The organism is Clostridium culturomicium (assembly GCF_000821305.1).
In the GTDB taxonomy this organism is placed as follows: Bacteria; Bacillota; Clostridia; order Clostridiales; family Clostridiaceae; genus Clostridium_J; species Clostridium_J culturomicium.
This window is the reverse complement of record NZ_CCXK01000016.1, coordinates 174,605-195,314: the sequence shown is the minus strand read 5'-3', so window position 1 is coordinate 195,314 and position 20,710 is coordinate 174,605. Positions and strand designations below refer to the sequence as shown.

The window sequence follows — 20,710 nt, the reverse complement described above, 5'->3', positions numbered from 1 at the left end:
GGTAAGGTGCTTTTTAAATATTATATTTACAATTTATTCATAACTCAAAGTGGCTTTGGAACAGAGAACGGAACAAAACGGATTTTTCTTACTCTAGTACATCAAAAAAATAATTATTCATTTTTACAAAAAACTCATCTTTTATTTTCTTGTACATCACTATTGCATTCAATTAATTGTTCTTTTGTTCCATATAGCTACTAAATGGGACTGGGGCTTAATTCTTTAAAGGAATAAATGTGGGAACAGTTAAAAAATTTCTGTTCCTTTTTAAGGGTCTGTTCCTTGGTTTTAATAGTTAATTTATCATGGCCAGGAGATGGAGTAAAATTTGATGGAACAGACTTCTAAAGTGGAGGAACAGATTAGATTCCATATAAAGAACAAAAATTTTAAAATGGAGTAAGCTATAGTGAATTGTTAAATTTTGATGAACTAAGTTTATGGGTATTTTGAAGGCTTCAATGTTTGAAATTTTATAGATAATATGATTTTATATGAATCCAGCTTAGTTGGATTTATTTTTTTATATAAAAAATTTCTAGCAAGGCCAGGGTTAAACACTTAAAATTGAGATAATGGAATAGTTAATACGGTGTAAGAATTTAGCACAGTATGATAATATAATATTCAAAGTATTAAAAATGAAGAGGTATGGAGTAATTATGTTTAAGATAATGATTGTTGAAGATAATGAACAGTTACAAAATGAAATAGGAAATATATTAACTAAAAATGGTTATGAAATAATAAAGGTCACTGATTTTAATAATGTTCCCAATAGGGTTAAGGAGGATAGTCCTCATTTAATTCTGTTAGACATTAATCTTCCTAAGGAGGATGGCTTTAAAATTTGTACGGAGATTAGAGGTTTTTCATCTGTTCCAATTATTTTTGTTACAAGCAGAAATACCAATGTTGATGAGCTTATGAGCATTACCTTAGGTGGTGATGATTTCATAGCTAAGCCTTATAATACACAAATTTTATTAGCTAGGATAAACGCACTTTTAAAAAGGGCATATCCTAATGAGAGAACCATGGATACCGTTGAGTTCAATGGTGTTAAACTAAATATTTTATCAAGTACAGTTGAATATGAAGGCGCTAATGTTGAGTTAACTAAGAACGAACTTAAAATATTACATTTCCTAATTGAGAATAAAGGTAAGATAGTATCAAGGTATGATATCATGGAGTATTTGTGGGATAGCTCCTTATTTGTAAATGATAATACCCTTACCGTTAATATTACAAGAATAAGAAATAAGCTTGAGGAAATAGGAGTAAAGGATTTTATAAAAACTAAAAGAGGGCAAGGGTATATCATATGAGTTTAAAAGATTTTATAAAGGATAGAGCGGGCGCCATTACATTAAATTTTATAGGTTTAATAACACTTATAATATTTTTATTTAGTGTGGGAAATAGCTTTAATACTTTGGGAGCTATATTTTTCACATGGATTAGTATTTCCTATATTTTTTATGGAGCAGAGTATTATAGAAGGAAAAAGTATTTTCAGTTGGTTTTTAAAGCGGTTGATAATTTAGATAAGAAGTATTTGATTAGTGAAGTCATCGAGGAGCCACCTTATAAAGATGCTGTACCCTATTTTGAACTTATGAAAAAAGCCAGAAAGTCTATGCTTGAAGAGATTAATTCAATTAGAAACCAACGTAAGGAATATAAGGAATACATAGAGCAGTGGATTCATGAAGTTAAGACACCCATAGCCTCCATTAAGTTGTTAGAGGAGAATAATAAAAGTCCAATCTCAAGAAGTGTACTTTTAGAGCTTCAGGATATTGACAGATATGTTGAACAAGCTTTATTTTATGCTAGAAGTGAAGAGGTTGAGAAGGATTATTTAATAAAAGAAATAACCTTGCAGGACTGTGTTAATGAAGTAATTATTAGAAATAAACATATGCTAATTTCTAATGGAATAGATGTTGATTTGAATAGCTTGGATAAGAATGTATACTGTGACAGCAAATGGCTGGAGTTTATAATAAATCAAATAGTGGTTAATGCCATAAAGTATAGGAAAAATGTAAGTTCACAAATTAGGATTTATGGACAGGATATTAAAAATGGAGCTCAGCTAATAATTGAGGATAATGGAATAGGGATAAAGCCAGAGGAAATCAGCCGTGTGTTTGAGAAGGGATTTACAGGCACCATAGGAAGATTCAATAATAAATCTACGGGAATAGGTCTATATTTGTGCAAAAAGCTTTGTGATAAGCTTGGGTTACTGATAGACATAGAGTCAGAAGAGGGAAAATTCACAAGAGTTATAATTACTTTCCCTAAAGGTACATTTTCTAAAGTTTAGAATGAAGGAAACTCCGCCTCACATGCGTTCGGTGGAGTGCTCTACTGAGTAAGTTCGAGTGACTAAATCAAAGATGCACGCTGTGAAAGTTCCACTAGCAAAATCATAGATTTGGAGTGTCACTTTTGGAGTGTCACTTAAGTGACGATTTTGTAACTTTAAAGTAAGGTTTAACGAAGCTAACTAGGTTTGGGTTTGTGTACAATAAAGGGGAGGTGAGGATGATGGAAAAAATATTAAGTATTAAGAATGTAGAAAAGTATTATGGAAACAAAGGAAATATAGTGAAGGCTGTGGATGATGTATCTTTTGATGTTTTAAAGGGTGAGTTTGTTGGGGTAATGGGTCCATCAGGGTCAGGGAAGACAACCCTTTTAAATACGATATCAACTATAGATGAAGTTAGTTCAGGACATATTTACATAGGAGATAAGGATTTGACAGAGGTTGGAGAAAAGGAAATTGCAGCCTTTAGACGTGAAAACTTAGGCTTTATATTCCAAGAGTATAATCTTTTAGATACATTAACTATTCATGAGAATATTGCTTTAGCCCTTACAATTAATAGGTATCCTAAAAAGGAGATTGACAAAAAGGTTCTGTGGATAGCGGAAGAGTTAGGGATTAAAGATATATTACATAAATACCCTTATGAGGTTTCAGGTGGACAAAAGCAAAGATGTGCCTGTGCTAGGGCTTTAGTAACAAGTCCAAAGGTTATTCTTGCTGATGAGCCTACTGGTGCTTTAGATTCGAAATCTGCACAAATGCTTATTGAAACCATGGCAGATTTGAATAAAAGTTTAGGGGCTACCATATTAATGGTTACTCACGATTCCTTTACAGCCAGCTATTGTGAAAGAATTTTATTTATTAAGGACGGAAAAATATTCACGGAGTTAGTTAAGGGTAAAAATACGAGAAAGCAATTCTTTAATCAGATTCTGGATGTGGTTGCATTGTTAGGTGGTGACATCACAGATGTACGTTAAATTAGCCTTAGGTAATGGAAAAAAAGCACTTAGAGATTATTTAATATATTTTATAACATTAACCCTTTGTGTTAGTTTATTTTATGCTTTTTCAACTTTATCAAGTTCAAGCTATGAACTTATAACGGAAGATTCTTTTAATTTTGAGGTGTTAAAGCAGATTATGAAATATGCCAGTATGCTCATTACTGGACTTTTAGCCATACTGGTTGCCTATGTTAATAAGTATATGATGAGGAGAAGGCAAAGGGAATTCGCTACTTATATCTTACTAGGAAGTGAGCAGAGAAGTGTAGCTTTAATGTTTTTCATAGAAACCTTAATTATTGGACTAATTTCCATTGTTTTAGGGATATTCTTAGGAACTTTATTTTCTCAGGTGGTTACATCTTTAGTTTTAATGTCTGCAAATCAAGAAGTAACTTTTTCGCTAAAGCTTTATTGGGATACCATTAGAAATACCTTCCTTTTCTTTATTATAATGTTTTGTATTATAGGATTTTATAATGTAAGAACCATAGGAAAAATAAAACTTATTGATATGCTTAATGCAGATAGAAAAACAGAATTCCAATTTAAGAGAAGTGGAAAGATATACCTAGGAGTTTTTGTTATATCATTAATTTGTTTTACACTATTTGGATTTTGTGGTTACAAGATTATACAAGCTAAAAATAATCCAGCTTTAATAACAGGAAATGAAATGATATACATATTTGTATGTTTTCTTTCATTTATTTTGGGAACCTATGCTTTGTTTTATTCCTTGGCTTATATAATTATCTTTATCAATAAAAGATGCTTAGGTTTTAAATATGAAAACACTAACTTAGCTCTGATGGGCTCCATAGTTTCAAAGATTAAGACCACACCAATATTGATGGCTTCTATATCCATGACATTTTTAGCAGCAGCTTTAAGCATTGCAGCTACTTTATTAATGGCTCAATGGAGTCTGGGCTATTTAGAGTATAGAGTACCCTACGATATTAATATTAGAAATGAATATGATATACTAGACCTAGAAGAAATTCCAAGGATAAACTACTCTGCAATAATGGAGAAGCTACAGACTGATGGCTATGACATCAAGGAATATGTTCAAGTGGAAAAGTATATTATAAATCCAGAAGATATAAATAACAGAGACCCAAGGGAGGCGCCCTTAGCAGTTATCAGCTTAAGTGATTATAACAAGTCAAGAGAGATGCTAGGCTATGATAAGGTTAAGCTAAAGGAGGACCAGTATACTACTCACTGGGCAACCATGCTAGAGGAAGATGAAATTTCAATATTTATTGAAGATAACCCAATTTTAAAGATAAAGGATAAAGAGTTGAAAATAAGCTCTACTCCATATTATACAGAGTCTATAGGTGAAGGGATTTATAACGGATACAGCAACAATATTTTAATAGTTCCAGATTATATATGCGAAGAATTAACCTTTGTGGGAGCTGATTTATTTGCTAATACAAATAAACCATTACCTTACAATAAAGCTGTAGACATAGTTTCAGCCTATATTCCTAATTGGATTAATGAAAATTATGAGGAGATAGTAAATAAGTATGAGGAAGTTGATAGACAACCATACTACTTTATGGATGGAAGAGTTAAGGTTATGGAGAGAAATAATATTATCAATATAACTTTAGGAATGAGGCTTCTAGGAATTTATTTAGGAATTGTAATGCTTATGATAAGCTTAACGGTGTTGGCATTACAACAGTTGTCTGATTCTATAGAGCATAGAAGTAGATTTAAGGTTCTGAAAAAGTTAGGAGTAGATAAATCAGAAATAAATAAATTGATTCTAAAACAGATTTCTGTATATTTCATTATGCCAGTATCCATTTCTTTAATAGGTTTTGTTATGTTTATGGTTAATTTTATGGATATTATAAGTAAACAGATTCAATCTTTTATTGGTGATAAAGGGCTGATACTCAACATTGGAATATCTTCAGCGTTAATGATATTAATATATGCATGTTATTTCATTGGAACCTATTATTCCTTTAAAAGAAATGTAAATGAAGAGATAAAATAAGTTAAAAGGTTTAATTGAAGTGATTTTCAATTAAGCCTTTAATTTTGGATTATTATTTATGGTATTGGAATAATATAATATCAAGTCATATGAATTTTATGTAAGGGGTGAAGATCAAATGAATTATTTTCTTATGCCACATCCGCCTGTAATAATTCCAGAGATAGGTCAAGGTGAAGAAAGAAAGGTAATTAATACAGTAAAAGCTTGCATTCAGATTGGTGAAAAAATTAATGCTGTAAATCCAGATACTATAATAATAATTTCTCCTCATGGAGTTGTGTTTAAAGATGCGGTTGCAATGATTACATCCAAGGAACTGAAAGGTGATTTTGGAAAATTTGGAGCTCCACAGGTAGAGTTTAATTGTCATATAGATTTAAAATTAACCAAAAGTATTATAGATAATGCTAATAACTATGGAATCCAAGTTGCAGAAATTAATGAGAAAAGTTCTGTTAGATATAATGTACCTTTTGAGCTGGACCATGGGGCCATGGTTCCACTTTATTTTATTGATAAGAATAGAAGCTATGATTTAATACACGTTACTTATGGATTTTTATCAGCCACAGAGCTTTTAAAGTTTGGATTAGCTATAAGAAGGGCTGCTAAGGAGTCAAATAAAAATATAGTTGTAATAGCATCAGGCGATTTGTCACATAGGTTAACAAAGGACGGCCCTTACGAATATAGTCCTAATGGAAATGAATTTGACAAAACTTTAATTGAAGTGTTACAGTCAGGAGATTTAAAGGGAATATTTAATATAAATAAAAGGTTGATTATGGATGCTGGTGAGTGTGGTTTAAGATCATTATATATATTAGCAGGGATTATTAGCACAGAAAAAATAAAAACAAAGTTATATAGTTATGAAGGTCCATTAGGAGTAGGATATGCAGTTATGGATTTTCAAGAGGGCAGTGGAGATCTTTATAAGGCTGTTGTTGAAGAAAAAAGGAAGGAACATGAAAGAAAAATTAAGGAGGGATCACCTTATACAAGATTGGCAAGAAAAAATTTAGACAGTTACTATAGCTCAGGAACTTTATTGAACATAGATGACATAGAAGAGGAAGCTCTTATATTGGATAAGAAAGGTGTGTTTGTATCTTTAAAAGCTGATGGAGAACTTAGAGGCTGCATTGGTACTATAGAGCCAACTACATCATGTGTAGGGGAAGAGATCATTAGAAATTCTATTAGTGCAGCTCTTGATGACCCAAGGTTTCATCCAGTTAAAGCTGGGGAATTAATGGACATAGATATTTCCGTGGATTTATTATATCCTCCAGAGCCTGCAGATTTTGAGGACTTAGATCCAGCCTGCTATGGAGTAATTGTAACTTCAGGAAGTAAAAAAGGACTTCTTTTACCCAATTTAGATGGTGTTGATACAAAGGAACAGCAGCTTCAAATTGCAATGAGTAAGGGAAATATATCTCCTTCGGAGGCTTATAAGTTAGAGCGTTTTAAAGTGGAAAGATTTAAGGAATGGGAAGAGTCTGAATAAAGAAGAAACTTGTGAAAAACACGAACATTGCATACGGAATTCGACTTTAAAGGTCCGTAAATAGGGGTAAAAACGATAAAAACAACAATCAAATTAAAAAATGTTCACTAAAACTATTGCAAAACATAAGAAATTCAATTATTATATGAAACCGGAGTGATTTTATTTACGAAAGAGGGATTCGATGAAAAACTTATTTAAAAAGGGTGGAAGGCTTGATAGTTATTTCGGGCTTTCAAAAAATGATACAAATGTAAGAACAGAAATGGTAGCTGGAATTACTACATTCATGACAATGGCATATATCTTAATCGTTAACCCATCTATTTTATCTGCTGCAGGAATGGACAGTGGAGCAGTATTTACTGCAACAGCTTTATCAGCAGTAGTTTCAACTTTAATAATGGGTATCTATGCAAAATTACCTTTTGCTCAAGCACCTGGTATGGGTTTAAATGCTTATTTTGCCTTTACTGTAGTTCTTGGAATGGGATATTCTTTTCAATTTGCATTAACAGCAGTATTTTTAGAAGGTATTATATTTATACTTTTAACTTTATTTAATGTTCGTGAAGCTATAGTGGACTCAATTCCATCTAATATAAAAAAAGCAATATCTGTTGGTATAGGATTATTTATTGCTTTAATTGGTCTTGAGGGAGCAGGAATAATTGTTCATCCACAAGGCGGCGGTACAATTCTTGCCCTGGGAAATATTACTGAAGGAGCTGCATTACTTGCAATAATAGGAATTCTTATTACAGGTATTCTTTTAGCTAAGAATATTAAAGGTGCTTTATTCATTGGAATGATTGTCACTGCAGTAATCGGAATTCCAATGGGAGTTACACCATTACCAGAGAGCATAATTAGTATGCCTCCATCAATCAGCTCAGTATTTTTAAAATTTGAGTGGCATAATATATTTACTTTGGATATGGCAATAGTTTTATTTACACTTTTATTTATGGATATGTTTGATACCATAGGAACTTTAGTTGGAGTTGCAACAAAGGCTAAAATGTTAGATGAGAATGGCAAGGTACCAAACATAAAGAAAGCTTTATTTGCTGATGCCATTGGAACAACTTTTGGAGCATGTGTTGGAACAAGTACAGTAAGTACCTTTGTTGAGAGTGCTGCCGGAGTTGCTGAAGGTGGAAGAACTGGACTCACTTCAGTTTCAACAGCAATTATGTTTACATTAGCTTTATTTTTCTCGCCATTATTTGCATCAATAACTCCAGCGGTAACATGTTGTGCGTTAGTTCTAGTTGGATTATTCATGATTGAGCCAATAAAAGAAATTGATTTACTTGACTTTACTGAAGCCATACCAGCATTTTTAACAATAATTATGATGCCTTTAGCTTATAGTATATCAGATGGCATAGTATTTGGAGTTATATCATATATAGTACTTAAAGTTTTCACAGGAAAAAGAAAAGAAATTAGTATTACTACAGTAATCGTAGGAATAGTATTCCTATTAAAGTTTTTAATATAATTTTAAAAAGATATATTGATACCATCGCAGACTTTTGTGGTGGTATTTTTATGTTAAGAAGTGTAAAAGTTTCTTAACTAGCACAACTAGTGAGTATATGTTATAATTAATTTGCTTTTAGCAATTGGTATGAAAAGGAATGTAGTATATGGCAGTTATTGAATGGAAAAGCTTTTTAATTCCCTACGACCAAGCTGTTGAGGAATTGAAGGTTAAATTAAGAAGTATAAGAAAAGAGCTTAGAAGAAAAAGTGAATATTCGCCAATAGAATTTGTTACTGGAAGAGTTAAAGAAGTTTCAAGTATTCTAGAAAAGGCGAATAAATTCGATATACCCCTTGAGAGAATCCAATATGAAATGGAAGACATTGCAGGGCTTAGAATCATGTGTCAATTTGTTGATGATATTGATAAGGTAGTTAACATTATAAGAAATAGAAAAGATATGCAGATAATATATGAGAAGGATTATATAACTAATGTTAAATCTAGTGGCTATAGAAGCTATCATATGATTATCAAGTATCCAGTTAATATGTCAGAGGGAATGTGTGAGGTTTTGGCTGAATTTCAGATTAGAACATTAGCCATGAACTTCTGGGCGACAGTAGAGCATTCACTCAACTATAAATATAAGCATGATATACCTGCGGATATTCGAGTTAAGCTTAAGAATGCAGCTGATGCAGCCTTTAATCTTGATGAGGAAATGTTAAATATAAAGGATGAAATTAAGGATGCTCAAAAGCTCTTTGAGGTAAAATCATCTTTAGTAAGTAATATCGTGGAAAATATACTCACATTATCATCGCAAGGTAAAATTGGAGAGGCATCAAGGTTTACAGAAGAGCTTAATAAGCTTTTAGAATGTGGAGAAGTTTTTGAACTTACCAGCTTACTAGAGGAAACTAAGAGAGTGTTAAATAGATATAAATAAATATAAATAAAGTAAAGAGTACATGGTTTAGCAACTGTGTACTCTTATTGTTTAGTTTAACGAAATAAGTTGAATAATTTGTAATTAATGTATATCATTATAATATAACTTGGATTTTAATAGAAGTTTAGGAGGAGAAGTCAATGAAAATAATGGATTTAACTAAATTCCAAGATAAATTTTCTGAATATACTGAATTGAGAGTGCAGGAAAATTTATCGACAACTATTTTGATTGTTGATGGAGATGTAAGAGTAAACTCGAAGACCAATTGCGCAGGAGTAAGTGCAAGATGTTTTATAGAAGGAAATTGGGGGTTTGCGTCCAGCTCTAATATGGATGATAGTTCTATAGAAAAAGTACTTTTAAAAGCTAAATATAATGCAGAGTATTTAAGAGAGAGAAATATAGAAAAGACTTTTGAACCTTTAAAGGTTGAAGAGAATTCCTGTGAGAAATCATTTGAAACTAAAAAGGCAAAAAAAACCACAAAGGAATTAATTGATTTTGCTAAAGCTGTATATAATCACATAAAAGAAACCTATAATGATTTGGCATCAGTGATGGTAAGAATAGCTTGTGATGATATGGAAAAGCAGATTTTAACTTCTTCAAGAGCCTATTATTATACCCTTACCCCTAGAAGTAATGTTGTAGTAAAAATGATTATGGATAGAGAGGGAAGTCCTATTGAGCTTGTTAAGAGCTTTGGCGGTCTTGGACAATTTGAAGATAATTTTGATGAACCATCAGATTTAAATGAGGGTATTCATAAGCTATATATGCAATTAAAAGAAAAAGTTCAGGGAGTGTATGCAGAGGCTGGATTAAAGGATGTTATTATTGACTCTTCCATAGCTGGTCTATTTGCCCATGAAGCCATTGGACATACTGTAGAGGCAGATTTTGTTCTTGGTGGTTCTATCGCTGGATATAACATGAATAAACAGGTTGCTTCACCATTGATTACTTTAATTGATTTTGCACATACTGCTTATGGTAAAACTTGTCCAGTACCAGTATATATAGATGATGAAGGCACAAAAGGAAAAGATGTAGTTGTTTTGGAAAAGGGTATACTAAAATCCTTTATGCATAATAAGGAAACAGCCAATATTTTTAATGTTGAACCTACTGGTAATGCAAGAGCTACGGAATATTACGATGAGCCTTTAATAAGAATGAGGAATACTTGTATTGCACCAGGAGTGGATAAACTTGAGGACCTGATAGCATCTATTGAAGATGGTTATTACCTTGTAAGTGCTACAAATGGACAAGCTGATACTACTAGTGAGTTTATGTTTGGAATAAGCTTTGGTTATGAAATTAAAAATGGAAAATTAGGAAGAGCAATTTTGGATACTACTATTTCTGGGATTGCATTTGAAGTATTGAAAAGTGTAACTATGGTATCAGATGAACTTAAGTGGAGCAATGGAGGATGGTGTGGCAAGAAGCAGCTCATAAAAGTTGGAATGGGAGGCCCATCAATAAAATGCAAGGTGAATATTGGAGGTAGATAATATGATTAATTCAGAACTTGGTAGCAGATGTATTAAATATATGGCTGAAAAAGGTGCTGATAAAAGCCAATATACTTTAGTTATACATGATAAAGAGGAAATTAACTTTAATGAAACGGGTATTGTTCTATTTAGAAGCACAAATCATAGTGAAATAACCTTAAGAGCCATTAAAGCTAATAAGATGTCTAAGGTTTCTATGACAAATTTAGAAGAAGACTTTATCAGGGAGAGAATTTCAGATTTAATGGATATGTGTGATGCATCAGAGGTTGATGAAAATAACGATATTGCTCCATACCAAAATTCAGAGGAGTTTAAGGATGGTGAAGACAAGGCCGATGTTGAGAAGATTCATAGAGTAATTTGCAAATTTTTAAGAGATTGTAAAGAGCAGTATCCATCCTTAAAGATCAATGAAAGTTATGTTTGCTTTAATAAAGTAGAGGAGCATATTGTAAATTCAAATGGTGTTGATTTTAAAACTTCTACCGGAGAATATGAGATTAATATATTTTATGCCGCAAAAGAAGGGGATAAATCGTCCTCCTTTAACGCTGTAGTAATTTGTGTAAATGAACTTCCAGAAGATTTATTGGAGTGTTCAAATGTAAGAAATAAGCTGGAGGAGAGCATTGAGCAGTTAAGTTGTACTGGAATAAATGGAAAGTTTAATGGCAACATGATAATAACACCGGAGTGTCTTTTAGATTTTATCAGGTCTTACAACAATGCTTTTTTATCTGACATGCCTTTAATTACTAAAACCAGTATTTTAGTAGATAAGCTAAATGAGAGAGTGGCTAGTGAGAAGCTTACAATAAGCTGTAATGCAAATCACCCGGATATAAGCAGTAAGGCTTTTGTTACAAAAGATGGATTTAAGGCTGAAAATGTTACCTACATTGAAAAAGGAATATTGAAAAGTTATTTATTAAGTCAATATGGAGCGAAGAAGACAGGACTAAAGCTAAATCCTACTGAACATATAATAATGGTTGAGCCTGGAGAGAAAAGTCTTGAAGAAATGATAAAAGGAACAGATAGAGGAATAATTCTTGGCAGATTTTCAGGGGGAGAGCCTGCTTCCAATGGAGATTTTTCGGGGGTTGCTAAAAATAGCTATTATATTGAAGCGGGGGAAATTAAATTCCCTCTAAAGGAAACCATGATTAGTGGAAATTTATATGACATATTTAATTCTATAGATGACATTTCTAAAGAGGTATTGAATTTGGGATATGCATCCTTACCATGGATTAAGGTTAATGGTATTACTATATCAGGAAAAGAATAATAAAAAAATGGTTAAGCCAGGTTTTGGCTTAACCATTTTAATTTTAATTAGTTTGCAACTATATTTACAAGTCTTCCTTTAATAACGATAACTTTTCTAACTGTTTTTCCTTCAAGGGCAGCTTTTACATGGGCATCATTTAAGGCTGTTTCTTTAATTTCTTCATCATTAGCAGAAGTAGAAACATTTATTTTAGCTTTAATTTTACCGTTAATTTGGATTGCTATTTCAACTTCATCCTTAACTAAAGCTGAAGGATCAAAAGTTGGCCACTCAGTATTGAATACAGAGTAGTTCATTCCAAGGTTCTCCCATTGCTCTTCAGAAAAATGAGGAGCAAATGGAGCAAGAAGTTTTACGTAATCAACAATAACTTCTTTTAAGAAGTCGCCGTTTTTAACTTCTTCACCAAGGTATTTGTTAAGAGCGTTTGTGAACTCCATCATTCTAGCTATAGCAGTGTTGAATTGAAGTTTTTCACTATCTTCAGTTACACCTTTAATAGCAGTATGTCTCCAGAAGTTAAGCTCTTTTTCAGCTTTATCTATTGTAGATTTAGAATTTTCACCTTTAATAACTTCAATACAGTTATCAAGAGTTCTTTCTATTCTATCAACAAACTTACCTATAGACTTAATTCCGTCATCACTCCAAGCTCCACCGTCAACATATCCAAATCCAAACATTAGATACATTCTAAATACGTCTGAACCATAAGTCTTGATGTAATCATCAGGAGAGATAGTGTTTCCTTTAGATTTACTCATTTTTTGTCCGTCTGGTCCAAGAATTAATCCTTGGTGAGTAAGAGATTTAAATGGCTCATCAAAGTTTAAAAGTCCCATATCTCTAAGTGCTTTAGTGATAAATCTAGCATATAGAAGGTGCATGCAAGCGTGCTCTGGTCCTCCTACATATTTATCTACTGGAAGCATTTGATTTATTAAATCTGTATCAAAGGCTTTTTCTGAATTCATGTTATCAGGATATCTTAGATAATAGAATGAAGAACAAACGAATGTATCTAGAGTATCAGGATCACGGTGTGCGTGTCCGCCACACTTAGGACAAGTTGTATTCATGAATTCTTCTGATTTTGCAAGAGGAGATTTTCCGTCTGGTGCAAAATCTACGTCATATGGAAGCTCTACTGGTAGATTTTCCATTGGGACTGGTACAGTTCCACACTTTTTACAGTGAATCATTGGAATTGGAGCACCCCAGTATCTCTGTCTTGATATAAGCCAGTCTCTTAATCTGTAGTTAACTTGTTTCTTGCCAAGACCATCTTTAGCAAGTTCTTCAACGATGGCATCCTTAGCTTCTTCACCAATAAGCCCATCAAATTTTCCGCTGTTAACAAGTGGCCCGAATTCAGTAAATGGAAGACCTTCTCCACCGTCTATAACTCTTTCTATTGGAAGGTTATATTTAGTTGCAAATGCAAAGTCACGATCATCGTGAGCAGGAACAGCCATAACAGCACCAGTACCATAAGTGTTTAGAACATAATCTCCAACCCAGATTGGAATCTCACGTCCGTTGATAGGGTTGATTGCATAAGAACCAGTGAATACTCCTGTTTTTTCTCTTGAAATAGATTGTCTTTCAATATCAGACTGTTTTGCAGAAGCGTCTTTATAAGCTTCTACTGCTTCTTTATTTTCAGGAGTAGTAAGTTTATCAACAAGCTCATTTTCAGGAGCAAGCACAACGTAAGTAACTCCAAATAAAGTATCTATTCTTGTTGTAAAAGTGTTGAATTCTAAATCAGAGTTTACAACTTTGAAAGTTAATTCTGAACCAGTTGATTTTCCTATCCAGTGCTTTTGCATAGCCTTTGTTTTTTCAGGCCAGTCAAGCCCATCAAGACCTTCTAAAAGCTCATCTGCATAATCTGTGATTTTAAGGAACCATTGAGTAAGGTTCTTTTTAGTAACCTCACTGTCACATCTTTCACAGTGACCTTCAACAACCTGCTCATTTGCAAGAACTGTACTACAGCTAGGGCACCAGTTTACTGGAGCATTCTTTCTGTAAGCAAGACCTTTTTCATAAAGTTTTAAGAATAACCATTGAGTCCACTTATAGTAATCAGGTCTGCAAGTGACAACTTCGTTTTCCCAGTTGAACATTGCCCCCATAGCTTTTAATTGAGTTTCCATTGTAGCGATATTTTGGTCAGTTGAATCCTTAGGGTGAATACCAGTTTTTATTGCGTAGTTTTCAGCTGGTAATCCAAAGGCATCAAAGCCCATCGGTTGGAACACGTTGTAACCTTGCATTCTCTTCATTCTTGCCCAAGAGTCTACTGGTCCATAGTTAAACCAGTGTCCAGCGTGAAGCTGGCTTCCTGATGGATAAGAGAACATCTCAAGGACGTATAATTTTTTATCCATTTTATCTTTATCAAATTTGTATAGGTTAGTTTCTTCCCATTTTTGCTGCCACTTTCTATCGGTAGCAGTTCCGTATCTAGCCATAGTAATCCTCCTCGTTAATAAGAAAATATTTTACAAAATAAAAAAAGCCTTTGTCTCTGAATAAACAGAGACGAAAGCTATAGTTCCGCGGTACCACTCTAATTGAATCTTACAAATAGATTCCTCTTAATAAAATAACGGTTTTGAATCCGTACTTGCTTCTGACAAGTAAGCTCCTAGGCAAGTTCATATAAGCGCACTACTACATCACACCAAACTGTAGCTCTCTGAAAGTGAAAATTATATTACTACTCCTAATCACTGCAATAATTTATTTAGTTTGTTTAAAATTATACATAAACCTAATGTTTATGTCAAGTTATTTAAACCTTCTATTTCTTATACTGTTAACAAACACTGTTAGAACATAATCAAATACAAAGAAAGCGATATTTCCAACCAAAATTACTAAGGCTATAGAGTACTGTAGCTCTGCATTTGGCATGAAAAAGCTCTTATAGATGAAGAAGGTAAATGCTATTACAGCATTAAAGTAAATTAACTTTAAAATAATTTCTATTACTGTACTTCTGCGTTTTTCAATGAAAAGCTTAACTATTCCATAGGGTCCAAAAACAATAGTGTATAGCAGCCATAAGGTTTTATCTGGAATGATTAAATAGCTTAAAATAGCTGAGGCTACGTACACCATAATACTTGTAGGAACATCACTAATGATTATTGCTAGTGGTATTAAGGCTGAAGTTAATCCAAGTAAAAACAGAGTATTAAAGGTTATAAAATTTGCAGCATATAATATTACAAGGGTTAAGGCTACTAGTAGCCCGCCTTTAGCAACATTTGAAGCAGAAGAATTTTTCATAACAACCCTCCTAAGTGAGTGCCTAAAGGTGACACTCCAAATCTTTGATTTGGTTAATGAAACTTTCATAGAGTACATCTATGATTTAGCTTAACCAAGACTATTTTTTCAAAATGAACAAGATAGATTTGAATTTAGAATGCTAGAATGTAGAATTAAGAATGAGGAGGAGATCTAGCAAGAGCTGGATTTCTTCATTAATAAAAAATGTATAAATTCCCAAGGAATTTCATCCACTATTCTGTGATCTACATTTTTAATTCTTAATTTAAATAGGTATTAATTTCGTTGGGTATGACAATTTTTTATATAGCTACATACAGCTTATGCAATCTCCACCCATACATTCACAGCAGGTATCGAGCATCCAAAGATTCAAGCATGTGTTGCACATATCATCAGAACTGTTTCTGCGTCCATAATAAGTATTTCTATAGGAATTTTGAGTTCTAGTCAATTGGTTTAATGTTTGTCTATATTCAAAGTTGTTTGGCTCCATTGTGCAGGCTGTGTTGATATAGTTAAAAGCGCTGTCATGCCAGCCTTTTCTATAATGGATTATTCCCATAAGGAAATTCCATTCAGCATTTCTATTAGTAATGCTGTTAAGAGTAGCTTCAGCTCCACCGATGTTACCTCTGTTTATATCCATTCTGACCTGTTGTAAATTTCCATAGTTGCTGCTAGTATTATAGCTCGTGTTATGAGAAGTATTGTAACCGTTAGAGGAAGAAGAACTTCCATAACCGTTTGATGAAGCATTTCCTTTTTTCGTAAGGGTGTCATAGGCTTCATTAATATCTCTTAATTTTTCTTCAGCTAAGTCCTTTAAGGGGTTATTTTCATATTTATCTGGATGGTATTGTTTAACTAATTCTCTATATGCTTTTTTTATTTCGTCTGGGGTGGCAGTTTCTTTAATGCCAAGTACTTCATATGGATTTTTCATCTTTTTTGTCACTCCTTGATTTTATACTTTCTATTTTATTCATAAGTCCAAATTGTAGTATGTTAAAGAGTAAATCACCGTTTTTTTCAATCGGTAAATTATTTAATGCATCAACCGTTGAACTAGCACTCATCATCAGGTTAAATTCAATTCTATCACGTTGAGCTTTAATAAGTTCTTCAAAGGATAATCCTTCAGTATTGAAGGCTTTATTTATTGCATTAAACTTTTGTTTTTTTAAGTCCTCTTCTAAATCATCATAGGCATCTATGATATAGATCCATCTGCCTAAATTATAGCCAAGCTTATAGAGTTCTTGGTGGAAATCCTTATCTTTGAAATAAAAAGATATAAGAAATCCAGTTAAGTCTGCAAAGCTATGACTTAATTCATCGATAGATATACATTCTTTTGAATTTTCAAGTTCAGTAAGTTTTGTTATGTTATCCTCAATGTTTTTAAGCAGAGGTTTTAATTCCAGGTTTTCCTTCTCAATAAACTTTTTTAAGTATAAGGAAAGAAGTTTTTTGTTAATAGCATTATCATCGGTATAGTCATCTAAAAGTTTATAATAAACTAATGCTACATTACAGAATGCAGCATAGTTCAAAGCTTTATTATTAATAACCTTTGGCTTTTTCTTTAAGGGATGAGCAATACATTTGCTAACCTCGTAGGAATTTTTCTCTTCTGAAAAGCTGTCTAACAGTATTCCAAGAAAAGTCATATCATAATTTAATGATAATCTGCAAAGGTTTGAAAAGTTTTCTTTTATTGAAATACATAAACCACAGTAATATGCTTTAAACATCTCATAGTCTTTTATTTTAAGTTCTAACTTATATGGCATGACATATCCGAACATTATACTCCCTTAACTATCCCTTCACTTTGTAGTAACTCATATATTGTTTTAGAAGTTGTATCTTCCATGGTGTAACCAAGAAGGGCTACGATTTCTTTTATTTCATCTTCGTTGGTTCCTTCAATTTCTAAGTAAGGAAAAGGACAGAAGCTAGGGTCATTTATATCTATTTCTATAAGAGAGGTTTTGAACTGATAGCTTTCTCTATGTTTTTTTATAGATTCTACTAATTCTAAACCTAAAGAAGTGAAAATCTGAGCACCTATAGTACTATTGTCTATAATTACTTCATTTTCCTCCATAATTTTATATTTTTCTTGACTAAGTAATTTTTTTGTGGTCATATAATTAACTACTACATTATTTAAATTGTCTTCAACAATTCTAATACGTGCATAGCCTTTTTTATTAAGCATTCTTCTATCTGGAAAATCATAAAGATTATTAATTTGATTTTCATCTTTAACTTTTTTACAACCAAGATTAATAAGTTTCTCTTTAATTTTATTCACATCTATTTTAATTATTCTTGTTTCAATCTCTTGCAAGTGTAACACTCTCCTTAGTTGGCATCTAAATTTATAATTTAGTAAATAGAACTTACTCCTTTGAATGAATATGAGAAGGAGTTTCCTTAAGTGATATTCCAAATCTTTGATTTGGTTAAATAGAACTTACTCCTTTGAATGAATATGAAAAGGAGTTTCCTTAAGTGATATTCCAAATCTTTGATTTGGTTAAATAGAACTTACTCCTTTGAATGAATATGAAAAGGAGTTTCCTTATCTATGTCATTATACCCTATGTAAAAGATTATAACAATTTTTATCCATATTGTTAAAAAAAAATATATAAATTGAAGAAATTCGTTATCTTAAAGAGGTTCTCCTAAATTCTAACAAAATATTGAGTTTTCAAATCAATTAAAATGGGATAATATAATATAGGATATAATTTGGAAAGAGAGAATTTTGTTGAAAAGTAATTTTACATAAATGGTTGATAAAATTTATACTTTGAGCAGGTCAATATTGATCTTTGAGAAATTTATTCTTCGAAGGCTGGGCCGTTTATAAATAACATGGGTGAGAAAGAGAGGTAATAATTATGGAATACATAAATGAGATTAATATACTAGACGCCATAATTCATATCTTAGATAACAATTCAGATGAAGCAATACTAAATGAGTATCCACTTCAGTTAACAGAAGAAGTATATGAATTTGTATTTAAGCATGTTCAAAGGTGTTTAAAGGATGAGGAATTGAAATATGCCATTTTCAATAAAGAAAGAAATATAGTCAAGGAAGTATCAGAAGAATATTTAAGTGGAGAAAATGACTTGATTAATGTATCGAAGGAATTGGCAAGTCAGATGTTTATTTTAATGAGAGCAAAAGGGAATATACCTTCTTGCGATTTGCTTACAGTGGCCTTTACAACTGAACATGGTCCTTTTATAGGGATTTTCAAGATGGATTATATAAAGAATTACATGCATAATGTAGAATTTGTTGAAGGAAAAATTGGTATACATATAGTACCGCAGTTTACAGGTCTTCCTACAAGCAGCGGAAGAATTCAAAAATGTGCTTTTATAAGACCATTAAGAGAAGAAAATCCATATGATTTATTAGTTATAGACAAACAACCAAAGAATAATAAAGATGACAATGATTATGGTACGAATTACTTCATTGAAAATTATCTTGGTTGTACAATTATAGAAAATGGAAGAGACAAGACAAAACAGTTTATAAAGGCTGCCGAAAAGTGGACTCAAAGCGCCTTAAAAGAAAATGCAGATGGTCAAGAGGTTGTACGTAGAGAAATTAAAAGAAGGCTTAAGGAAGAGGAGTCTATAAATTTAGATACATTTACTGAGGAAGTTTTTGGAGCAGATGAAGAGTTAAAGCAAAACTTTAGAACTTATGCAATCGAAAGCGGAGTAAGTGAAAACATTGAATTAGATAAGCAATGGGTAGAGAAAAAGTTAAAACGTGTAAGACTTAAAATAGATAAAGATATAGATTTGTATATTTCTGAAGAAGCTTATAATGATTTGAATCGTTTTGAGATTGAAAGAGTTGGCGATGGAAGTATAAATATGATTATAAAACATATTAGAAATTACACTGAGAAATAGAAAAGACACAGGACTTGAATTTTAGGTCCTGTGTCTTTTTTAGCACATATAAATCAAAATATATTACTTATAGAAAGTGATTCCATTTCTTTAACTTCTTTAAGTAGTGCTTTAATTACATGAATGGAAGCTAAGGCTTCATCTTCGGTTTCACATTTTGTATATTGGCTTAATTTTATAATTTCGTTATAAATATTATGAAAGTCTAAGTGATTTAGAAATATGGTTAAATTGCTGACATGTCCTTCGTAAATATTTAAAAGCTCGAATGAAAGCATGTAACTTTCATCCCACTTATTATCAACTAGATTATCTTCTATCTGACAGGTTACTTCTAACATTTTATCACAAGTTAAGGTTATATATCTGCTTGCAAAAAAAAGAAAAACTAGCATGATTATAAAAATAATAGAAGTTCCAATCATATTTTTCATATCTATTTCTCCTTTATTTTTTCTTATTGTTAAGAGTGTTAGTAGTTTCATTTTTAAGTTGATAATAAAATTTATGCTCGTTAGAATAGATAATTGCAACTAAGACATCTTTATGGGATTGAATGTGGTTGTGAGAAAGTTTTTTTTCAAGCCAGTACTGATCTTTTCCTATTGTTTTTAAATTTTCGAAATTTATAATGCCGTCAAGGATAACTGGCATTGGGAGAGGTTCGTTATCAACTTTAACCTTTAAATCCTGCCTAGTTGGAGGTTCATAAGCAGTATAGGGAAGTACTGACAAAGAACCATCTGTTTCCAAGATTGCATAATGAATTTCCATTAAATTGAAGAATCCTTGTTGTCTTAATTCTGCTAATAAATCATCAAGGTTATATCTTAGTTGTCTTAATTCCTCAACATTAACTAATCCATCTTTTATGACAATACTGGGCTGACCATTTAAAATACTTCTAAAGCCTTCACTTTTTAATTCTAGGAAAGAGGTGAAGACTTGAAGAAATACTAAGGTTGTAATTGGTACTATTGCATAGATTAAAGGAATTCTATTATCTGCCATTGGAAGAGTTGCAAGTTCTGAAATCATTAAAGCAACTACAAAGTCAACAGGTTCAAGCTGACCAATCTGACGCTTTCCCATTACACGCATAATTAAAATCAAGTAAATATATAAAATTATTGTACGAACGATAAGAATAAACATAATCATCACCTTTATTTCTAATACTAATATTTATATTATGTACTCATATATATAAAATTATTTACATTTAGTATGGTTCTAATTTGAAATTGTGTAATATAATATCATTAAATAGACC

The 20,710-nt window shown here is 31.9% G+C and carries 17 protein-coding genes and 1 other annotated feature; of the genes, 10 read left to right on the top strand and 7 right to left on the bottom strand.

Annotated features, from left to right (window positions below):
- Window positions 1-665 precede the first annotated feature (665 nt).
- From BN1075_RS10400 to BN1075_RS10360, 9 genes are all read left to right on the top strand, one after another.
- Window positions 666-1,334 (top strand): response regulator transcription factor, encoded by a 669-nt coding sequence (locus BN1075_RS10400; protein ID WP_040193081.1) that lies wholly within the window; start codon window positions 666-668, stop codon window positions 1,332-1,334.
- A complete protein-coding gene (locus BN1075_RS10395) occupies window positions 1,331-2,341 on the top strand; it encodes a sensor histidine kinase (RefSeq protein ID WP_040193080.1) in 1,011 nt (336 codons plus the stop codon). The genes BN1075_RS10400 and BN1075_RS10395 overlap by 4 nt, the downstream gene beginning before the upstream one ends.
- 224 nt (window positions 2,342-2,565) lie before the next feature.
- Entirely contained in the window at window positions 2,566-3,333 is a 768-nt protein-coding gene (locus BN1075_RS10390) for an ABC transporter ATP-binding protein (protein ID WP_040193079.1), read from the top strand.
- A complete protein-coding gene (locus BN1075_RS10385; protein ID WP_040193078.1) occupies window positions 3,323-5,386 on the top strand; it encodes an ABC transporter permease in 2,064 nt (687 codons plus the stop codon). Before BN1075_RS10390 ends, BN1075_RS10385 begins: the two co-directional genes overlap by 11 nt.
- A gap of 118 nt (window positions 5,387-5,504) precedes the next feature.
- A complete protein-coding gene (gene amrA, locus BN1075_RS10380; RefSeq protein WP_040193077.1) occupies window positions 5,505-6,902 on the top strand; it encodes an AmmeMemoRadiSam system protein A in 1,398 nt (465 codons plus the stop codon).
- 184 nt (window positions 6,903-7,086) lie between these two features.
- On the top strand, window positions 7,087-8,409 hold the full coding sequence (locus BN1075_RS10375) for an NCS2 family permease (RefSeq protein ID WP_040193076.1): 1,323 nt from the start codon (window positions 7,087-7,089) through the stop codon (window positions 8,407-8,409).
- 148 nt (window positions 8,410-8,557) lie between these two features.
- Window positions 8,558-9,346 (top strand): GTP diphosphokinase, encoded by a 789-nt coding sequence (locus BN1075_RS10370; protein ID WP_040193075.1) that lies wholly within the window; start codon window positions 8,558-8,560, stop codon window positions 9,344-9,346.
- A 143-nt stretch (window positions 9,347-9,489) separates the two neighbouring features.
- Complete coding sequence (locus BN1075_RS10365) at window positions 9,490-10,872, top strand: TldD/PmbA family protein (RefSeq protein ID WP_040193074.1); 1,383 nt, start codon at window positions 9,490-9,492, stop codon at window positions 10,870-10,872.
- A gap of 1 nt (window position 10,873) precedes the next feature.
- Window positions 10,874-12,169 carry a metallopeptidase TldD-related protein gene (locus BN1075_RS10360; RefSeq protein WP_040193073.1) on the top strand — a complete coding sequence of 432 codons (1,296 nt, stop codon included), beginning with the start codon at window positions 10,874-10,876 and terminating at the stop codon, window positions 12,167-12,169.
- 47 nt (window positions 12,170-12,216) lie between these two features.
- Here BN1075_RS10360 and leuS read toward each other — a convergent pair whose 3' ends face one another.
- From leuS to BN1075_RS10335, 5 genes are all read right to left on the bottom strand, one after another.
- Window positions 12,217-14,652 (bottom strand): leucine--tRNA ligase, encoded by a 2,436-nt coding sequence (leuS, locus tag BN1075_RS10355; protein ID WP_040193072.1) that lies wholly within the window; start codon window positions 14,650-14,652, stop codon window positions 12,217-12,219.
- A 63-nt stretch (window positions 14,653-14,715) separates the two neighbouring features.
- Window positions 14,716-14,923, bottom strand: a binding site (T-box leader).
- Between the two features lie 48 nt (window positions 14,924-14,971).
- Entirely contained in the window at window positions 14,972-15,475 is a 504-nt protein-coding gene (locus BN1075_RS10350; protein ID WP_040193071.1) for a hypothetical protein, read from the bottom strand.
- 313 nt (window positions 15,476-15,788) lie between these two features.
- Window positions 15,789-16,424 carry a J domain-containing protein gene (locus tag BN1075_RS10345; RefSeq protein WP_040193070.1) on the bottom strand — a complete coding sequence of 212 codons (636 nt, stop codon included), beginning with the start codon at window positions 16,422-16,424 and terminating at the stop codon, window positions 15,789-15,791.
- On the bottom strand, window positions 16,408-17,289 hold the full coding sequence (locus BN1075_RS10340) for a DUF5685 family protein (RefSeq protein WP_040193069.1): 882 nt from the start codon (window positions 17,287-17,289) through the stop codon (window positions 16,408-16,410). Before BN1075_RS10340 ends, BN1075_RS10345 begins: the two co-directional genes overlap by 17 nt.
- The gene (locus tag BN1075_RS10335; protein WP_040193068.1) at window positions 17,289-17,837 is read right to left on the bottom strand and encodes a class IV adenylate cyclase; all 549 of its coding nucleotides are present in this window, start codon (window positions 17,835-17,837) and stop codon (window positions 17,289-17,291) included. The genes BN1075_RS10340 and BN1075_RS10335 overlap by 1 nt, the downstream gene beginning before the upstream one ends.
- Before the next feature lie 559 nt (window positions 17,838-18,396).
- Here BN1075_RS10335 and BN1075_RS10330 point away from each other — a divergent pair.
- Window positions 18,397-19,437, top strand: coding sequence for a nucleoid-associated protein (locus BN1075_RS10330; protein ID WP_040193067.1), 1,041 nt, complete (start codon window positions 18,397-18,399; stop codon window positions 19,435-19,437).
- A 53-nt stretch (window positions 19,438-19,490) separates the two neighbouring features.
- Here the strand turns inward: BN1075_RS10330 and BN1075_RS10325 are convergent, their stop codons facing one another.
- Together BN1075_RS10325 and BN1075_RS10320 are read right to left on the bottom strand one after the other, a co-directional pair.
- Entirely contained in the window at window positions 19,491-19,871 is a 381-nt protein-coding gene (locus BN1075_RS10325; protein WP_040193066.1) for a DUF4363 family protein, read from the bottom strand.
- A gap of 13 nt (window positions 19,872-19,884) precedes the next feature.
- Window positions 19,885-20,592: a DUF421 domain-containing protein gene (locus BN1075_RS10320; protein WP_040193065.1), complete on the bottom strand. Its 708-nt coding sequence runs from the start codon at window positions 20,590-20,592 to the stop codon at window positions 19,885-19,887.
- Window positions 20,593-20,710 lie beyond the last annotated feature (118 nt).

What these genes read in the sequence shown, in the direction of transcription:
- BN1075_RS10400 (WP_040193081.1), top strand. Translation starts at nt 666, where the DNA reads ATGTTTAAGATAATGATTGTTGAAGATAATGAACAGTTACAAAATGAA.
- BN1075_RS10395 (WP_040193080.1), top strand. Translation starts at nt 1,331, where the DNA reads ATGAGTTTAAAAGATTTTATAAAGGATAGAGCGGGCGCCATTACATTA.
- BN1075_RS10390 (WP_040193079.1), top strand. Translation starts at nt 2,566, where the DNA reads ATGGAAAAAATATTAAGTATTAAGAATGTAGAAAAGTATTATGGAAAC.
- BN1075_RS10385 (WP_040193078.1), top strand. Translation starts at nt 3,323, where the DNA reads ATGTACGTTAAATTAGCCTTAGGTAATGGAAAAAAAGCACTTAGAGAT.
- amrA (WP_040193077.1), top strand. Translation starts at nt 5,505, where the DNA reads ATGAATTATTTTCTTATGCCACATCCGCCTGTAATAATTCCAGAGATA.
- BN1075_RS10375 (WP_040193076.1), top strand. Translation starts at nt 7,087, where the DNA reads ATGAAAAACTTATTTAAAAAGGGTGGAAGGCTTGATAGTTATTTCGGG.
- BN1075_RS10370 (WP_040193075.1), top strand. Translation starts at nt 8,558, where the DNA reads ATGGCAGTTATTGAATGGAAAAGCTTTTTAATTCCCTACGACCAAGCT.
- BN1075_RS10365 (WP_040193074.1), top strand. Translation starts at nt 9,490, where the DNA reads ATGAAAATAATGGATTTAACTAAATTCCAAGATAAATTTTCTGAATAT.
- BN1075_RS10360 (WP_040193073.1), top strand. Translation starts at nt 10,874, where the DNA reads ATGATTAATTCAGAACTTGGTAGCAGATGTATTAAATATATGGCTGAA.
- leuS (WP_040193072.1), bottom strand. Translation starts at nt 14,652, where the DNA reads ATGGCTAGATACGGAACTGCTACCGATAGAAAGTGGCAGCAAAAATGG.
- BN1075_RS10350 (WP_040193071.1), bottom strand. Translation starts at nt 15,475, where the DNA reads ATGAAAAATTCTTCTGCTTCAAATGTTGCTAAAGGCGGGCTACTAGTA.
- BN1075_RS10345 (WP_040193070.1), bottom strand. Translation starts at nt 16,424, where the DNA reads ATGAAAAATCCATATGAAGTACTTGGCATTAAAGAAACTGCCACCCCA.
- BN1075_RS10340 (WP_040193069.1), bottom strand. Translation starts at nt 17,289, where the DNA reads ATGTTCGGATATGTCATGCCATATAAGTTAGAACTTAAAATAAAAGAC.
- BN1075_RS10330 (WP_040193067.1), top strand. Translation starts at nt 18,397, where the DNA reads ATGGAATACATAAATGAGATTAATATACTAGACGCCATAATTCATATC.
- BN1075_RS10325 (WP_040193066.1), bottom strand. Translation starts at nt 19,871, where the DNA reads ATGAAAAATATGATTGGAACTTCTATTATTTTTATAATCATGCTAGTT.
- BN1075_RS10320 (WP_040193065.1), bottom strand. Translation starts at nt 20,592, where the DNA reads ATGTTTATTCTTATCGTTCGTACAATAATTTTATATATTTACTTGATT.